General features: G+C 60.3%; 16 protein-coding genes and 1 tRNA gene. 11 read left to right on the top strand and 6 right to left on the bottom strand.

Annotation, left to right across the window (positions count from 1 at the left end):
* Positions 1–42 precede the first annotated feature (42 nt).
* Genes KIH45_RS03605 through KIH45_RS03590 form a run of 4 tightly spaced genes read right to left on the bottom strand, consistent with a single transcriptional unit; the run spans position 43 to position 3,852 of the window.
* Positions 43–1,005, bottom strand: coding sequence for a DNA polymerase III subunit delta' (locus tag KIH45_RS03605; protein WP_213174585.1), 963 nt, complete (start codon positions 1,003–1,005; stop codon positions 43–45).
* Positions 1,002–1,634: a dTMP kinase gene (gene tmk, locus KIH45_RS03600; RefSeq protein WP_213174584.1), complete on the bottom strand. Its 633-nt coding sequence runs from the start codon at positions 1,632–1,634 to the stop codon at positions 1,002–1,004. Before tmk ends, KIH45_RS03605 begins: the two co-directional genes overlap by 4 nt.
* A gap of 1 nt (position 1,635) precedes the next feature.
* On the bottom strand, positions 1,636–2,841 hold the full coding sequence (locus KIH45_RS03595) for a D-alanyl-D-alanine carboxypeptidase family protein (protein ID WP_213174583.1): 1,206 nt from the start codon (positions 2,839–2,841) through the stop codon (positions 1,636–1,638).
* A gap of 36 nt (positions 2,842–2,877) precedes the next feature.
* On the bottom strand, positions 2,878–3,852 hold the full coding sequence (locus tag KIH45_RS03590; protein WP_225899604.1) for a lytic murein transglycosylase: 975 nt from the start codon (positions 3,850–3,852) through the stop codon (positions 2,878–2,880).
* A gap of 172 nt (positions 3,853–4,024) precedes the next feature.
* Here KIH45_RS03590 and KIH45_RS03585 point away from each other — a divergent pair.
* The 11 genes from KIH45_RS03585 to KIH45_RS03535 all read left to right on the top strand — a co-directional run bounded on the left by KIH45_RS03585 (position 4,025) and on the right by KIH45_RS03535 (position 13,991).
* A tRNA-Ser gene (locus tag KIH45_RS03585) sits at positions 4,025–4,114 on the top strand.
* Positions 4,115–4,280: 166 nt separating this feature from the next.
* Positions 4,281–5,483 carry a tyrosine-type recombinase/integrase gene (locus KIH45_RS03580; protein ID WP_213174581.1) on the top strand — a complete coding sequence of 401 codons (1,203 nt, stop codon included), beginning with the start codon at positions 4,281–4,283 and terminating at the stop codon, positions 5,481–5,483.
* Positions 5,484–5,544: 61 nt separating this feature from the next.
* On the top strand, positions 5,545–5,838 hold the full coding sequence (locus KIH45_RS03575) for a hypothetical protein (RefSeq protein ID WP_213174580.1): 294 nt from the start codon (positions 5,545–5,547) through the stop codon (positions 5,836–5,838).
* 205 nt (positions 5,839–6,043) lie between these two features.
* Positions 6,044–6,682 carry a hypothetical protein gene (locus KIH45_RS03570; RefSeq protein ID WP_213174579.1) on the top strand — a complete coding sequence of 213 codons (639 nt, stop codon included), beginning with the start codon at positions 6,044–6,046 and terminating at the stop codon, positions 6,680–6,682.
* A gap of 77 nt (positions 6,683–6,759) precedes the next feature.
* Positions 6,760–6,939 (top strand): helix-turn-helix domain-containing protein, encoded by a 180-nt coding sequence (locus KIH45_RS03565; protein WP_213174578.1) that lies wholly within the window; start codon positions 6,760–6,762, stop codon positions 6,937–6,939.
* 187 nt (positions 6,940–7,126) lie between these two features.
* Positions 7,127–7,372: a hypothetical protein gene (locus KIH45_RS03560; protein WP_213174577.1), complete on the top strand. Its 246-nt coding sequence runs from the start codon at positions 7,127–7,129 to the stop codon at positions 7,370–7,372.
* Positions 7,369–8,382, top strand: a complete 1,014-nt coding sequence (locus KIH45_RS03555; RefSeq protein WP_213174576.1) for a helix-turn-helix domain-containing protein — start codon at positions 7,369–7,371, stop codon at positions 8,380–8,382. The genes KIH45_RS03560 and KIH45_RS03555 overlap by 4 nt, the downstream gene beginning before the upstream one ends.
* A gap of 2 nt (positions 8,383–8,384) precedes the next feature.
* Positions 8,385–12,050 (top strand): hypothetical protein, encoded by a 3,666-nt coding sequence (locus tag KIH45_RS03550; protein WP_213174575.1) that lies wholly within the window; start codon positions 8,385–8,387, stop codon positions 12,048–12,050.
* Between the two features lie 15 nt (positions 12,051–12,065).
* Positions 12,066–12,491 carry a hypothetical protein gene (locus KIH45_RS03545; RefSeq protein ID WP_213174574.1) on the top strand — a complete coding sequence of 142 codons (426 nt, stop codon included), beginning with the start codon at positions 12,066–12,068 and terminating at the stop codon, positions 12,489–12,491.
* Positions 12,492–12,504: 13 nt separating this feature from the next.
* A complete protein-coding gene (locus tag KIH45_RS03540; RefSeq protein WP_213174573.1) occupies positions 12,505–13,185 on the top strand; it encodes a hypothetical protein in 681 nt (226 codons plus the stop codon).
* Positions 13,186–13,313: 128 nt separating this feature from the next.
* Complete coding sequence (locus KIH45_RS03535) at positions 13,314–13,991, top strand: LamG-like jellyroll fold domain-containing protein (RefSeq protein ID WP_213174572.1); 678 nt, start codon at positions 13,314–13,316, stop codon at positions 13,989–13,991.
* 110 nt (positions 13,992–14,101) lie between these two features.
* On the opposite strand, the gene KIH45_RS03530 is transcribed toward KIH45_RS03535, so the two are convergent.
* Positions 14,102–14,614, bottom strand: a complete 513-nt coding sequence (locus KIH45_RS03530; protein WP_213174571.1) for a PIN domain-containing protein — start codon at positions 14,612–14,614, stop codon at positions 14,102–14,104.
* Positions 14,611–15,357 carry a hypothetical protein gene (locus KIH45_RS03525; protein ID WP_213174570.1) on the bottom strand — a complete coding sequence of 249 codons (747 nt, stop codon included), beginning with the start codon at positions 15,355–15,357 and terminating at the stop codon, positions 14,611–14,613. The genes KIH45_RS03530 and KIH45_RS03525 overlap by 4 nt, the downstream gene beginning before the upstream one ends.
* Positions 15,358–15,614: the final 257 nt, after the last annotated feature.

Raw genomic sequence — 15,614 nt, 5'->3', positions numbered from 1 at the left:
CGTCAGGCGTTGCGGGAAATTTGCGGCGCTGCAACACGCCGGTCAGCGGCCATCCTTAGGGGCGGCTGCCGCTGCCAGCAAGCCGCCAATTTCCACGACGGCCAGTCCGGCATCGAAGTTGGCATAGGGAATTTCGCGCCCAAAGCGCGTCAGTTGCGTATGCGCCTCGATCAACCGGGCCTGGAACGGGCGCGAGGCGAGCGCTGCGCTTTCCGCGCAAATCGTTCGGGCAAGCTCCACACTCGCCAGAAGCCGTTCACGATCCGGTCTGGCGCCAATCGCAGCGGCAAGCGCACCGCGGCGGGAAAAATCGCTGTCGCCTTCCTCGACGATTCGCACCAATTCGCGCCGGATTGCGGCGAGATCGTTCTCGATGAACTTCATCGCTGCCCCGGGGGAGCCATGCGCTGCCCGGACCGCAGCCGTTCGAGCCTCGCCGCTAGCCTGCGGTTCGCGTATCGCGACGATGCGTTCGACGTCGGCATCCGGCAAAGGTTGAAAGCGCAAGGTGCGGCAGCGTGAGCGCACTGTCGGCAACAACCCACCAGGCCGATGCGAAACGAGCAGGAAGAAGCTACCGACCGGCGGTTCTTCAAGGCTTTTCAGAAGCGCATTCACCGCCGATTTCTCAAGATCGTCGGCGGAATCGAAGATGATTGCACGCTTGGCGCCCAGTGTCGGACGGGTCGTCAGCCGCCGCTGCATCGCGCGGACCTGATCGACGCTGATGCTCCGCTTGGTCGCGTAGGGCTTGCCGTCCTCGCGCTTTTTCTCGTCGTCGGTACTTGCGGGCAGGCGAGAGAGGACGATGATGTCGGGGTGGATGTCAGCCGGCGGTTGGGGCACACCCGGTTCCGACACCAGTTCAGCCGCCGCCGACATGGCAAAGCCCGCCTTGCCAAGGCCGGACGGTCCGGTGAGTAGCCAGGCGTGATGCATCCGCCCGCTCTGCATAGCGGCGCGCCATTCCTGCCATGGGGTGTCGTGCCCGAAAAATTCGCTCATCGTGTTTCCGCCATTGCATCGACCGCAGCAAGAACGCGGCCATGCACGTCTTCCGCAGAGCCATCCGCAAGAACGATGGTAAAGCGTCTAGGGTCTGCATCAGCCAAAGCCCGGAAGCATGCACGCACATCCGCATGATACGCACTGGTCTTGGCTCCGATCCGGTCCGCAGCGCCCGCATCGCGCGCGTCGGCACGGTTTGCGGCCTCTTGGGGATCGAGCTCAAGCAGGATCGTCAGATCGGGCAGAAGGCCATCGCTACCGATCCGGTGCAGTTCGAGGATGTCGCTATCGCCAAGTCCGCCTGCCCCGCCCTGATAGGCCCGACTTGAATCGAGGTAACGGTCGCACAGAACCCACTTTCCGGCATCCATCGCCGGGCGGATCAACTTTTCGACGTGATCCGAACGGGCAGCGGCAAAAAGTAACGCCTCCGCCCTGTCGCCCCAATCATGGTTAGGTGCCAGAAGCAGCGCACGCAATGCTTCGGCACCAGCCGTCCCGCCCGGTTCGCGCGTGACAACATGTTCGATACCGCGTTCGGAAAGCGTCTTCGCGAGCAGTGCAATCTGGGTCGACTTGCCGACCCCTTCCCCGCCCTCGAACGTGATGAATCGCCCCAGAGCCATGTCAGGTCACCATCGAAAACAGGCCATTGCGCAGCCTTTGCCACCAGTTAGCCTCGCCAACATTTTCCGCTGCGATAAGGGGAACGGTGCTTTTCTGTCCGTCAGCAGTTTCGATCACGAGACTTGCCACTTGATCGCCTTCCGCGATCGGGGCTTCGGCAGGGCCGCGATAGCGGACACTCACTTTCGCCTGTGGATCCTCGCCCATCGGCACGGTGACGAAAACGGGGCGCTGCGCCTTTAACTCGACCTGCCTTTCGGCTCCGCCCTGAAGTGCGACTTCGGCAACAGGCTGGTTCATTCCATAGAGCTGGTGCGCACGCCAGCTGTCGAAGCCCCAGGCGATAAAGTCACGCGCGATAGCCTTGCGCTCTCGCCCGCTTTGCGTTCCACCAATCACCATGACAATGCGGCGGCCGTTGCGCTCTGCAGAGCCGACGAAGCCGTAACCAGCCTCGTTCGTGAAGCCGGTTTTCAAACCGTCCGCGCCATCGACCACGCCGAGGATCGGATTACGGTTGTTCTGGGTAATCTCGTTCCAGGTGAACTTGGGAATGCCGAAATACCGCTGATACTTTTGCGGATGCTTCGTAATCAGCGCCTTGGCCAATGTCGCGAGATCGCGGGCGCTGGTATAAGTCCGCCCTTCATCGGGCCAGCCGTTCGGCGTGTTGAAGTGGCTGTCATTCATGCCAAGCTCTTTCGCCTTGGCATTCATGATGTCTGTAAACTTCGCCACGCTGCCCGCTGCACCTTCGGCAAGAACGACGCAGCCGTCATTGGCCGAAACCGTCGGGATCGCACGCAGCAAGTCATCTACGCCGACTGTCGTCCCCTGGGCGACGAACATGGACGAACCCTTGCCGCTCCATTCGCGGAAAGTTTCGTCGCGCACGGCCATTCGCTGTTCGGGCTGAAGCAGGCCTTCGTCCAGCATCTCGAACGCGGTGTAGAGTGTCATCAGCTTGGTAAGCGATGCCGGCATGAAGCGACGATCTTCTTCGCGGCTGAACAGCACACGGCCTGACCCCAGATCGAGCATCAGCGCGATCGGCGCACCGTCGAGCGACGCTGGCAGTGTCGGGACGTCGCTTTCGGCAGCAGGTATGGCGGCAACTTCCGCCACCGTCTGAACCGGGCTGGCAAGGACCAACCCCGCCAAAAGCGCGCTGGCAATACGGACGCTGGCCCCGTGGGCGAATTTCATCGTCATTTCCCGGTGTCGGCGCAGCCCGAACAGGCTTCAGCGCCGGATTTCATCTGCCAGCAGACCTACCGAAAGCGCATAATAGTTGGAACAGTTGTAGTCGAGTATCACCCGGTAATTACCCGTCAGCAGGTACGCGGTGCGCCCTTCGCCATCTGGCTCGAACAGGATTGCCATCGTGTCATCGGCAATCTGCTTTTGCGGGCGGATACCCATCGTTTTCCATTCTGCCACCGTGCGCCACTGGCTGTGCCGCGCGAATACGCGTGGGCAGCGGGGAGAGGAAAGCTGCGTCTTCACGCTGTCGCGATTGAAGCTCGACGGTACGTACGCCGGAACGCCCCACGGCTCACCCGGGCGCCAGCCGGCAGACCGGAAATAGGCCGCGATCGACGCCAGCGTATCGGCCCGGCTGTTCCAGATGTCGCGCGTACCGTTGCCGTCACCGTCCTGCGCGACCCGAAGCCAGACAGAGGGCAGGAACTGCGGATTACCGATGGCCCCTGCCCAGCTGCCAACCAGTTGGGAGCGTGCAACACCGCGGTCGATCATCTTGAGCGAAGCGATCAGTTCGTCCTCAAAGAGTTCACGGCGACGCCCTTCGTAGGCAAGCGTGGCGAGCGAGCGGATCGTATCAAACCCGCCCATGAACGAGCCATAGTTCGTCTCGTGCCCCCAGATCGCGACGAGGATCTGCCCGGGAACGCCATATTCTCTTTCTACCGCGGGGATGATCGACGAATTGGCCGCATAGGTCCGCTGACCGCCTGCGATGCGCGCGGCATCGACGTGCCGCAAACGATAGGGCTCGAACGGTGGCGGAACGGAATTGGGATCATATGCCTGCGGGCGATCAAGCTCGATGACCCGCTGGTTGAGAGTCAGGCCCGAAAGGCCAGATGCAATCGCACGTTCCGAAACGCCCTCTGCCCTCGCGCGTGATCGCACCTGTTCGAGATAATTTTCAAAACCGGTCTGCGTGAACACTTGTGCAGAGGCAGGGACGGCCATGCCGACACCTCCGACCACAAGAGCAAGCGATTGAAGGATCGGAATGAATCGTTTGGGAAATTTCATGCATCGAGAATGACACACCGACGCACGATTATAAATCCCGAGATGCGACGCATGCACGCATGAGCGTGACAAACCGAATCTTTGCCGCTAGCGGGCGTTGCGTCGCGGACAGGTGGCCGAGTGGTTTAAGGCAGCGGTCTTGAAAACCGCCGTGCGGGCAACCGTACCGTGGGTTCGAATCCCACCCTGTCCGCCATTTACCCATTCGCGAATGTCCGCCATGGATCGCGGAGCGCCCGTGAAACCCCCATAAATGCGATGTTTTGTGTTCACGATTGCCCGTTGCCAATCGCGTATAATCGCGTATCTTGCGGGGGACGAAGTGAGGGACATTATCCAACCTCACACTTCCTGAGGCGAAATTGGGCAAACTCACGGTAGCAGGGGTCAAGTCTCTACTCGGCAAGCCGGGGCGCTATCGCGATGGCGGCGGCTTGATGCTTTACGTCCGAAAGCCCGGCCAGGCTTCGTGGGTCGCTCGTATCCAGCACGATGGTAAGCGGAGAGATTTTGGCCTTGGTGGCGTTGATCTTGTCACGCTAGCGGAAGCTAGAGAGCGAGCTCGAGAATATCGTAAGGCGCTCAAGGAGGGTCGCGATCCTCTCGCTCTGTCCAAGCCGGACGCGGGCATGACGCGACTGTTCCGGGAAACCGCGATCGAATTCTTGGACGCTAAGTTTTCAGAGGCGAACCGGCGATTGGCCCTCAGTCGGCTCAAGACATTCGTCTTCCCATCGATCGGCAAGCTGCAACTGCAGAGCGTCGATGCAGATGCCATCGCGAATGCACTGCGCCCGATATGGATGAGCAAACCTGAGACGGCGCGGCGCGTCCGCCATCTGATCATTCGAACACTTCGATACGGTCGACCGGATGGCGCATTGCTTGAGAGCACACTTGCTAAGGCAGTAAGCGACCGCCTGCCCACCCAGCCGCGGCGCGGAAACTTCGCGGCAATGGCCTACCAAGATGCACCGTCCTTCATGGCTCGCCTGTGCGATAAAGCTGGAATGGGCGCTCTGGCTCTCCGATTTGCCATCCTGACTGCGACGCGCTCGGGCGAAGTACGGGGAGCAACATGGGATGAGATCGATGCTGAAAGCGGAGTCTGGACGATTCCTGCCGAACGGATGAAAGCTCGGCGGCCGCATCGCGTCCCGCTTTCAGACGAAGCCCTTGCCATTATCGTGACGCTTAAGACGATTCGGCCAGCCGGCACGCCTCTCCTATTTCCGGGAAGCACTGGCAAAGCACTGTCGGACATGACGCTTACCAAAGCGATCCGAGATCTAGGCGAAGGCGCCACCGCACACGGGTTTCGGTCGACATTTCGAGATTGGGCGGCTGAGCAGACGAGCTTTCCCGGCGAGATTGCCGAGGCCGCCCTCGCCCATGTCGTACCGAATGCAGTTGAGGCGGCTTATCGTCGCACAGACTTCTTCGACAAACGCCGCGAATTGATGGACGCTTGGGGGCGATATCTTGGCGGAAAACGCGCGGACGTCGTGTCGCTCACACCGGGCAAGAGATCATCGGGCGGTAAGCCCTTTGAGCGGGCCGGCTAGGCGGTTGCAGCGCCCAGCCGACCCTTACCATTAACCGAATCAGGATCAGGAGAATTCGATCATGGCTGAGCACCAAGTAGCAAATACGGAATGGAATGATGCAGCGGGCGCACTCTCGACCGAATGGGCAAACTTCGAGCGAGATTCGGAAAGCTGGGATGATGACGACACCGATCGCCTCATTGCCGCTCGCACTGCACTTTTGCGCATTCCAGCCCCCGATCATGCCGCGCTGCTCAAGAAACTGGAAATTGTCTTCAAGGATGACGGTACGGGCTTTCTAACGGCCTGGAACCGTGAGTACCTTCACCAAACGATGGCCGACATGCAGCGATTGCTGGCAGCCGCCGAATAGGGCCAGACCAAGACACGAGACTTGCCCTAACTGTCCCGATCGCGTGCGAAAGTTAGTGTTCGATCGAATGTCGAAAGTGCCGTTTAGTGGCCTTGCGTCACTGATATGCGGCGATATTGCTAACGGGCGGGGATAGGCAGGCCAGCCGACAAGCGCGCGTCCCACGCGCTTCCCCGCTTTTTCTGGGATCCGCTTGGGAGGCGGCATGGCAAAACCCACCGAAAGCGAATTGCAGAGCTATTTTTCTGCCTTGCGTGAAGAAGAGTTGATGCGGTTGGCTGCGTCTAGAACGCCTGCGGAACAGCGAGGCGAGGCTTTCGCTGCCGACGTTTCGTTTCTGCTGGACTGCGCTATCAGTGAGCAACAGCAGCTGCCGTTTGGTGCCACGCGGCGGCTGGCACAAATCATCGGCATTGAAGCCGTCCGTGCGACATTGGCCATTTCTCCGTCGTACACGATCGCGCGGCGCCCGCGTTCCCCAAAGGTTGCTCAGAGGCGTGCCAAGGCAGTCTCATTGATCCTTGCCGAGCGTTTCATATCGCTCGTCTTCGAGATGGATAAAGAGCTTGGCAGCAGACGGGAGGCGTTGAGGGCAGCACAGGACGACATGCACTCCCACGTCAAAGCCTTTTCCGATATTGAGGGTTTCAATCCTAAAGACTGGGCCCCCGTCAATCATCGCGGCCGCGAGCGCCGTTTCGCGAAAATGGTAATGATGGTCGACGAACAGTATGGACGCCTGCCTAACCGTACATTGGCTACCATCCCAGAGTTGCCTCCGGTCCACTCGATCAAAGATACGGCGGCGAAGCCTGGGCGAAAAAAGCGTCAACAATCCGGATGAGCAGCCGAATTTCTGACGTCGATTAGTGATACTCCGATCAACTACGTCTCTCTGCGAACACAACGCAGGAGCGAACAATGGAAGCTGTCACCGTTACCGTCGATCAGGCATGTGCCGCGCTCGGGATTGGCCGTACAAAACTCTATGAACTGGTAAGCCAGCCGAACGATGGACTGCGCGCTATCAAGTGCGGTCGTCGAACGCTCATCACTACCGCCAGTATCCGCGAATTCGTCGCCAGCCGTGAGGCGGCATAAATGACGGGCCCCTTAAAAAAAGCCTCGGCGGGGATGATCGCCGAGGCTTCGTGCGATGTGCTTGGTCGGCGGTCGCAGCCCCTCGATAGCGCCGATAATCACCAAGCGCAATTCCTTGAAACGTCGCATCACGTGCGCCCGAATATGGCGCCGACAATTGCTGCGATCGAATTCGGAGGGCGGCATCATGGCTAACCCGATATACGTCGGCCTTCCGCTGATTTTCGTATCCCGTCCGGCGGTGCAGTTCGAGCTGCAGATATTGACGCCGCCGACCGGCATCTGGCGTCAGACCGGACGGATCCAGCATTTTCAGAATGGGCCGGATGCAACGCGCGAGGCACTGGCGCACCAAGCTGCCACGGGCGGCATAATGGCGCTCACCTTCGAAGCGGCTCAGGCCTTGGCCATTCCCAACGCCTCGGACCAATGAGCGAGCTTAGTTTCATACCAATTCCCGCATTAGCGGTCTGTGATAAGCGGCTGGGCACGCTCGACTGGCGGTGCCTGGCCGCAATTGCTTCGTTCGATCGTCGGAGTCGAGTTAGTGGCCGCGACGGCTGCTTTGCCGGCCAGAGGACCCTTGCAGAAACGGCGAATACCGATCGGCGTTCGATTCGGCGGTCGATCGATAAGCTGGTTCAATGGGGTTACGTTAGCCGCGAACCGAGACCGGATGGCCGTCGCGGCGAAGTGCTCAGGATAATTGAGGATGGGCGCTCCACAGCGCCCGATAACGAAACGGTCAATGGGCGCTCCACAGCGCCCGATCCTCTCGACGAACATGCAATGCATCGAGGACTCGTGAGCGCCCATGATGGGCGCTCTCCACCCCTCCATGTGGGCGCTCCACAGCGCCCCGAAGTAGAAACAGAACTAGAAAATGAAGAAGAATACACAGGAGTGTCGCACGCGAGCGCGTGCGTGGCTGACGAGAATGTTATTCCGTTTCCATCGAACAACCTGCCTCTTCCCTCCGAGCTCGTCCATCTGATTAAACGCGCCGTCCGCATCATTGGCTCGCAATCAGAATTGGCCCGTCGTGCCGGGGTTCGGCCTCAGCATGTTACGTTCGCGATTCAAGGCCGGCCACAGACAGAAATCAGTGCTCAGGATATCGCCGACGAATGCTGGCGTCTGATCGACGCGCACGAATCCGGCAACCGCATCCCGCAAATGCCACTGCTGCCCGACGCGCTCTCGGCTTATCTCGGTCAGCGGTTCGATCAGCGTAACCGAAGCGGGCAGATCGAAACGGTTCTCAAAGCAGTCGAGAAGGCGACCAAGCGGGGGCGCCTCACCAACTATGATTGCGACGATATTGTCGTCTGGCTGCGCTGGGCGGCGAATGGTTGGCTCCAAGAATTTGAGCGTCACCGCGTCGAACGCTTAGCCGCTTCTCTGGAACGATATTCTCATAAGCTCTCTGAAAGGGAGGCCTGACCATGCCCGGCCCAACGCAATTGCCTGCGTACGTCCAGCTTCGCTACGACGAAAACGGAGTATTCAACAAGCTCCAGTCCGGCGTCCGATCCGCAACCGAAGATGCACAGCGCCAGTTCGACCGCGCCTTTGGCGAGATCGATCAGACCGTGCGCCGCGCGCTCTCGGTTCAGCGCAACCAGTTCGGATCGCTCGACCTTGGCGCAAAGGACCTGCGCGAAGCCGCCGCGGCTCAGCAAGCGATTGCCACCGCCGCCGAGGAAGTCGCCCGCGCTACCCGTGCCGCAGCCGAAGCCGAAGGCGACTTTTCGCAGCGCGCTCGCCAATCCGTTGCGTCCGCCGAGGCACTGGCCCGCGAGAAGCGCGAGGCCGCCGCAGCGGCGATCAGCCATGCTGAGGCGGTTGAACAGGTCCAACGGCAGCTAAACCGCAGCCGAAGCGAGACAGGCGCCGTCATCGGTGCCAACACCCGCCTGACCGCATCCAGCCGGCAAGTCAGCCAGGCAACAGCGATGGCCGGCCAGCAGTTCGCGGACATTTCGGTGCAGCTTGTGTCCGGACAACGCGCCTCGATGGCATTCGCCCAGCAGATTCCGCAACTTGGCTGGGCCCTCTCCGGTCTCGCTACCAGTTCGAATGCGACGACGGCACGCATCGGCACCCTTGCGACGATGTTGTCCGGCACACTGGGCGTCGCTCTTGGTTTCGCGGCTGGCGCACTCGTCGACCTCGCTCTTGGCATGAATGATGCCGAAGACGCCGCGAACGGAACAACCGGCGCGATCGACGCACAGATCGGCTCCGTCGAAGACCTGCGAAAAGCAATCCGCACGCTGCGCGCCGAACAGGAAGAATCGCTGCAAACCGAACGCGAACGGCAGGTCGCGGCATTGGCGACGGCGAACTCGCTTCGCCAGCAGGCCGCCGCGGCGCTGGAAGCTGCCCTTGCAGAGCAAACCCGACGCTCGGCCAGCCCCGAACTGGGCCAGCGCGATCCCTACCTCTTAGCGGGCAGGGAAGCGATCGAGGCGGACATCGCCCGTCTTCGCGAAAGTATCGATGAAGCCGATATCGTGGTGAGACAGGCGGAGATTCCGCTCGCACGTCGCAGTGCCGAAATCGCGAATGATCCGGTGAAGGCGATCAATAACCGCTACGACCGACGGGCACGCGAGCTCGAAGATGATTATGCGGCCGGCAACGGCGAATTGCGCAGCGGCGTCGAACTTACTCGCGCCCTTGCCCGCCTCAACGCTGAGCGCCAGCGGGAAATCGACCTCGCAAAGGAAGCCGAAAAACAGGACAAGGATTCGGGAAGGTCCCGCACGGCCGCAGCAAACCGCGCCGCCCGTGAGGCGGAGCGGCTGGCAAACTTCGGCGAACGCGCGGCCGAAACCATCGCCCGCACCAATGAAAGGTTTGATGAACAACCCCGCCTGATCGACCAGGCCGCGCAGTCGATGCGCGAACTCGATCGCATCATCGCCGAACTCGGTAAGCGCCGGCCGGCAGGTTTCGAAGACCTGATCGAGCAAGCCCAGGATGCGAAAGACACTATCGAGGATGCGCTCGATCGGCCCTTCCGCGATCTCGAAGCGGCATCGCGCGACAGGCTCGCCATCGAGGAACTGATCGCGGCCGGACGGGATGACGAGGCGCGAGCCCTGCAGGAAGTCCTGCGCCTCGAAGAGCAAATCGGCACCGTGTCCGATGACCGGCGCGCACAAATCCTCGAAATGGTCCGGTTCGAGGAACAGCGGACGGCCGAACTTCGCCGGCAGCGCGAACTGTTCGACGCTCAGCTTGCGGTCATCACGACAGCGAAAGACGGGCTGCGTGATTTGCTTTCGGGCCGGGGCGTCGACTTTTTCGGGGACATCAAACAGGCATTGGCGGACCTGCAAGGCGCGAGGCTGTTCGATCGCCTATTCGGCGATGCATTCCAGGCAATCGAAGACGAGATGCGTGACCGATCGCCGCTCGGCCGTGCCACAAAGCGGCTGGCCGAAGGTGTCGACGGCGCGAAGACGCAAACCGACAACCTGGCAACGGCGGCTGAGATCGCCGCTGGGCGCATCCTTGCTGCCACGAACCCACTTGCCGCCGTAAATGACAACCCCATGCCCGACGGCGCCGGTGTCGGTCCGGATGGCGAAATTGTCGTGATTGGCGAGCGTGGCGATAAGGTCGAGATCGAACAGTTCTCGGTCAACCAGATTTCCGACAAGATGGCCGACGCGATCGTCTCGCCCTTGCTGGAAGGCATGGACGACATTTTCGGGACCGCTTTCACGCAGCAGATGGCCGGTGTGCTCAAGGGTGCCCTCTCCGGGTATATTCAGGCTGGTACGGTCGGCGGCGTCATCGGCGGCCTGAAAGGGATCAGTGACGAGGTATTCGGCGCAGGCAGCGGCGTATCGGGCGCGCTCGGCGATGCGCTGGGCGGCGCGCAGTTCGGCACGCAACTGGCAGGCCTTGCCGATATGTTCGGCATCGGCATGTCGAATGACGGTGCAGCGATTGGCGGGGCGATCGGGGCGGCCCTGCCCATCCCCGGCGGGCAGATCATCGGCTCTATCGCCGGCGGTTTCATCGGCGGCCTGTTCAAGAGCAACAAGACGGCGCGCGCACTACTCACCGGCGGCGATGACATGGACATCGCAGGTGCATGGACGAGCAAATACGGTATCGCCGAGGGTCTTGGCGGAACGGTGCTCGACGCGCTCAACCGGATCGCGGACGAACTCGGCGGCGACGTCGGCAGTTTCTACACCAGCATCGGCGTTCGTGGCGGCGACTATCGCGTCAACACCGACGACAGCAGCCTCAAGATCAAGAACGGTGCGGTCAACTTCGGCGACGATCAGGAAGCGGCAACACGCTTCGCTATTCTCGATGCAATTACCGACGGCGCCATCAAAGGAATTTCCGATGCTGAGCAGCGCCTGCTGCGCAAGGGCAAGGATCTCGACAGCGCATTGCAGGACGTACTCGACTTCCGCAGCGTCTTCGATCGTCTCAAGCAATACAAAGATCCGGTCGGCTACGCCCTTGACCAGGTGAACAAGGAATTCGAAGACCTCATCGACCTGTTTGACCGGGCCGGTGCGAGTGCGGAAGAGTTCGCGCAGTTGGAAGAACTTTACGGCATCGAGCGGGCGAAGGCGATCGAGGAAGCCACCGAAAGAGTGAGCGATGCGCTAAAATCGCTCCTGGATGACCTGACCATCGGCGACAACGGGCTTTCGCTTCGTTCGCGTCAGCAGAACGCATTGGCCGAGTACCAGCCCCTTGCCGAGCGCGTGGCCGCAGGTGACACGTCGGCCTACGACGCTTATGCCGAAGCGGCTCGCTCATTGCTCGACATCGAGCGGCAAATGTTCGGCTCGACGCAGGCCTATTTCGACCGCTTCGAAGAGGTAACCAACCTCACCCGCGAACGCATCGACGGTGATGCAAACGTCGCCTCGATCGCCAGCAATCGGGATAGCCCATTCGATAGCGCAGGTCGGGTGAAGGATGCCGTTGAGACGCAGACCGAGGCGCTCTCGAACTGGCTCAGCGCGGTGAACGACAACATCATCGGACTACGCCGGGACATTGCAGCGAATGCGTGGACGGCGCGCGACGGCACCTTCGACTACCGAGATTTCCAATACAGCTTTTGAACGAAAGGACAGATCATGGCCTATGAAGAATTGCGACTCTCGCTAAGCAACCGCTTGGCGGCACTCCGCGAGGAAAAGAACCCGCCGACACCCAATAGTCGCGGCGCGGCTGGGACGGCCAAGCCGACGGTTTCCGTGCCGGCCACCAAGGCGAAATCCAGCGACACGTATGCACTGACGACGATGGACGTCGAAGGCGCCCGCAAGTCCGCACGCGCCGCCGAGCGGTCAAGGGTCGCTGACGTCTTCGCGAGCAAGGCCTCGATCGGACGCGAACGAATGGCCGCCGACATGCTGGCGCACTCCGAAGAGTCCGCAGCCACCATCACAACGCGGCTGGCTGCAATCCCGACGGATGCCGAGCGCCAGGCCGGATACGCCGCGCAAAAGCAGCAAGCGGCATCGCAAATCTGGGATCGCGTCATCGGCAAGATGAATTGAGGGAGTGAATAGAATGGACATGAAAAAGACTTGCGGCGAGATCGCCGCGGCATGGGCCGAAATCGATTTCTCTGAAGAGAATGCGAAGGTTGCAGCCCTGCAAGCGGACATCGCCAAAGCCGAAGACGCTATCGCAAAGGCAGAGGCGCGCAGCATGGAGCTTTCGCAAGCCCTATTCGGCCGACGCCACCACGACGGGCAGGCAGTTGCTGACGCCTTGCTCTCCGATGTTGAGGTGGCAGAAGCGGCACGGTTGATGCCGTCATTCGACGAGATGCAGGACGAGCGGGCGGCGCTACAGGCCGGTATTCGCTCACTGCGTCACAAGATTCAGGACAAGAACGCCGAGATCGATGCCCTGCGCGGTGCCGCGCGCTCCCGCCTCGCCGTGCACGTCGGACCGCTTACCAATGCGCTGACAGCCGAAGCGGCAAAAGCGGCCCAGGTGATCGTCGATGCGTACGCTGCGATCGATGCCATCAGTTACGGCTTGGGAAAGTCAGCGCCGGAACAGGAATGCCTTCGGATCGCGGCAAAAGGCGTCGTCGGCAGTCGGGCACTTCTGCCCCAATGCCGCAGCGCGCAAGTTCCGTCCGAAATTTCCGGGTTGTTCGGGCCGTTACTCGACAAGGGCCCGGCGGTGAAAGTCCGTCAGATCCGCAGTTTCGAGATCGCGCCGCGGGCTGAACTCTAAGTTTCCCTGCGGGCTTCGTCGTCTTCGCCCGCAGACACTTGAGCGGCCGGGCTTCGCGCTCGGTCGCTCATTTTCAGACGAAAATCGCGCCGATTGTCGATCGTAACTCGCGAATGACGGAGCAATAAATGGCCACCAATTTTGCCGCAGCAACCGACTACCTCAACTATACCAGCGTTTTCCCGGCCTTGTCATCGGGAGGTCCGTCGAAAGCTACGTTCGCGCTTCTAATCCGCGCAACAGCTTACGCCTATTCGCAGGCGGGAATGATCGCGCAGCAGTGGGACAGCAACAGCCGCAACGGGTGGGCGCTAATGATGGATCCCGGCGCGTCCGATGCGCTGCGGATGATCGCCTACTCTGGCACTTCGACCCTGCGCGTTGACTTCAACACCGGCGTAACTTTCGACGATGGCAACTGGCATAGCGTTGTCGTACAAGTTGACGTTGCCAGCGGTGGAACAAATCGCATTTACGTTGACGGGTCTTTGGCGGGAAGCGGGAATTCGTCGGCAAACTGGACAACGCAGACGAACCTCCGGTTAGGTGATCCCTACGCATCGTTTTGGACTGATGGTTTCCGTGGTGACATGGCCGAGATCGGCTATTGGTCAGGCGTTCACTTGGACGTAAGCGAAATTGATATGCTGAACAAGCGAGTCGCGCCGATCCACGTTAGGCCTAGCGATTTGACCTTCTACGCCCCACTGGTTCGCAATCAGGCAGGTAGGACGACAATCGGCTTAATCGGTGTGTCTGGAACCACGGCCTCGCCTCATCCCCGCGTATTGGGCGGGATGGTCTAAAGCACTGATACTTCGAACTATCCTGACGCAAGAGACGCAACAGTGACCGAAAAAAAGCGGTCCCACCCCGCTTAGGGGGTACGGATCGAGGGGGTAGGACCCGTGAATTCCTAGGCTTCGTCGTCGAATAGTTCTGATTGTGCAGCTTGCGGCGGCAATTCGAGACTGCTGACACCTCGTACCTTCATGTTCTTCGGTGCCAGTTTTTCGATGTCGCCATCATCGGACAGAATGATCTCGGAGCGATGAACTTGCGCAATTGCGACGATCTGTTCGTCAAATTTCGCCTTCGCTCTAGTACCTGTCCGGCTTCTCTGGGATCGAGCGCGAGCTAAAGCGGCACATTCAATGGCTGCTCGCTCATCAAAGTCTGCAACCTGAATAGCTTTCCTGCCCTTGAAAGTATTGAGCCAGTCCGGCCCAGCGTGATCCGCTTTGACAAGCAATTCGGCCAACACAGGCGTCGGCACGATGACACGTCCACCCTGTTTAGAGAGTTGATCGATAAAGTGGTTGATTCGGTCGCTGCATCGATCCGGAACGATGCCATCCGGGCCAGCCCGCGCCGGAATGGTAGGATCAATCAAATGCAGAAGGACTGCCGAGTCGACGGTGACGATCAATGCTCGCTTTCCCGATCATCTCTTTCAGCGGCGAGATCGGCAATGGGATCGATAGATTTCCCCCAACCGCCAAGGCCAATCTCTCGAAGCCGGTCTATGGCCGCACTCACCGGCGCGTCATCCAATCGCTCGAATCCCTCGATCTTGAATTTCCTCAGGTCCCATTCCCCAGTCGCCAAACGGTACCATGTTCCCTCGCCACGAAAGCGAATTGGGCCCGACCTAAATAGCATCGCGAGATCGTGACCTAGGCCAGCCGGAGCCTCAAGCGCATATGTCGATTGGCCATCCATCACCCCGACGTGCACCGTTGCGTCGCGCCCTTCCACTCGGAAAACCACGCCATCCAAGGTACCGATCTGCTTTATCGGGCCATACACAAGATCGTCCGGCCGATTCCGGCCGGGAAAATCCACCCGAATGACGTTGTCGGTTCCGCTGACGAGATAACCTGTCGAATTATCGTCGCGAAGCATTCCGTCCAACCTTGCATATGCCGATTGGGCGGCGCTCGGGGCCTCCCCAGCGGCCAGCAGTTTGACACGCCTACGAACCTTCGGTTCCGCGACCTCGTCGACGAACGCATGGACGATAGTCGAGCCAGCGGCCACCGCCTCGAAATGCACATTCGCTTTCTCGCCGAGCATCTTGCCGAGTTCCGACAGGTAATCGCCCAGCCGCTCAAGCGGGATCGTGTCCGGCCTATATTGGCCGTCGATCTTGAAGATCAGTTCTTTTCGCATTGCGGCGCTCTGGTCCCCTCTAACGACAAATCATCGAGAGAGTGTAAATATTCTATCGTTCGCCGGAGTGCGTCACAAGCCGGAACGGAAAGGTGGACACAGAGAGGGACCGATAGGAATATAACCCCGTCTTAATGATCGGTTATTCCGTGTTTACAGTCAGTTATGACGAAATGGTTATATGGCCACCCTGTCCGCCAACACTCCCCCTTTTATCGCACATCCTCCCAATCGAGCTGCTGGCTTGATCGCGGCCC

This window comes from Croceicoccus gelatinilyticus (assembly GCF_018398395.1).
Lineage (GTDB): Bacteria > Pseudomonadota > Alphaproteobacteria > Sphingomonadales > Sphingomonadaceae > Croceicoccus > Croceicoccus gelatinilyticus.
Note: the sequence above shows the minus strand (reverse complement) of the source record. Positions and strands in the feature narration are given on the sequence as shown.

Bases quoted from the DNA above. Each gene is read 5' to 3' on its own strand.
- KIH45_RS03535 (WP_213174572.1), top strand. From the start codon at position 13,314: ATGGCCACCAATTTTGCCGCAGCAACCGACTACCTCAACTATACCAGC.
- KIH45_RS03590 (WP_225899604.1), bottom strand. From the start codon at position 3,852: ATGGCCGTCCCTGCCTCTGCACAAGTGTTCACGCAGACCGGTTTTGAA.
- KIH45_RS03540 (WP_213174573.1), top strand. From the start codon at position 12,505: ATGGACATGAAAAAGACTTGCGGCGAGATCGCCGCGGCATGGGCCGAA.
- KIH45_RS03565 (WP_213174578.1), top strand. From the start codon at position 6,760: ATGGAAGCTGTCACCGTTACCGTCGATCAGGCATGTGCCGCGCTCGGG.
- KIH45_RS03595 (WP_213174583.1), bottom strand. From the start codon at position 2,841: ATGAAATTCGCCCACGGGGCCAGCGTCCGTATTGCCAGCGCGCTTTTG.
- KIH45_RS03560 (WP_213174577.1), top strand. From the start codon at position 7,127: ATGGCTAACCCGATATACGTCGGCCTTCCGCTGATTTTCGTATCCCGT.
- KIH45_RS03575 (WP_213174580.1), top strand. From the start codon at position 5,545: ATGGCTGAGCACCAAGTAGCAAATACGGAATGGAATGATGCAGCGGGC.
- tmk (WP_213174584.1), bottom strand. From the start codon at position 1,634: ATGGCTCTGGGGCGATTCATCACGTTCGAGGGCGGGGAAGGGGTCGGC.
- KIH45_RS03555 (WP_213174576.1), top strand. From the start codon at position 7,369: ATGAGCGAGCTTAGTTTCATACCAATTCCCGCATTAGCGGTCTGTGAT.
- KIH45_RS03605 (WP_213174585.1), bottom strand. From the start codon at position 1,005: ATGAGCGAATTTTTCGGGCACGACACCCCATGGCAGGAATGGCGCGCC.
- KIH45_RS03550 (WP_213174575.1), top strand. From the start codon at position 8,385: ATGCCCGGCCCAACGCAATTGCCTGCGTACGTCCAGCTTCGCTACGAC.
- KIH45_RS03570 (WP_213174579.1), top strand. From the start codon at position 6,044: ATGGCAAAACCCACCGAAAGCGAATTGCAGAGCTATTTTTCTGCCTTG.
- KIH45_RS03525 (WP_213174570.1), bottom strand. From the start codon at position 15,357: ATGCGAAAAGAACTGATCTTCAAGATCGACGGCCAATATAGGCCGGAC.
- KIH45_RS03545 (WP_213174574.1), top strand. From the start codon at position 12,066: ATGGCCTATGAAGAATTGCGACTCTCGCTAAGCAACCGCTTGGCGGCA.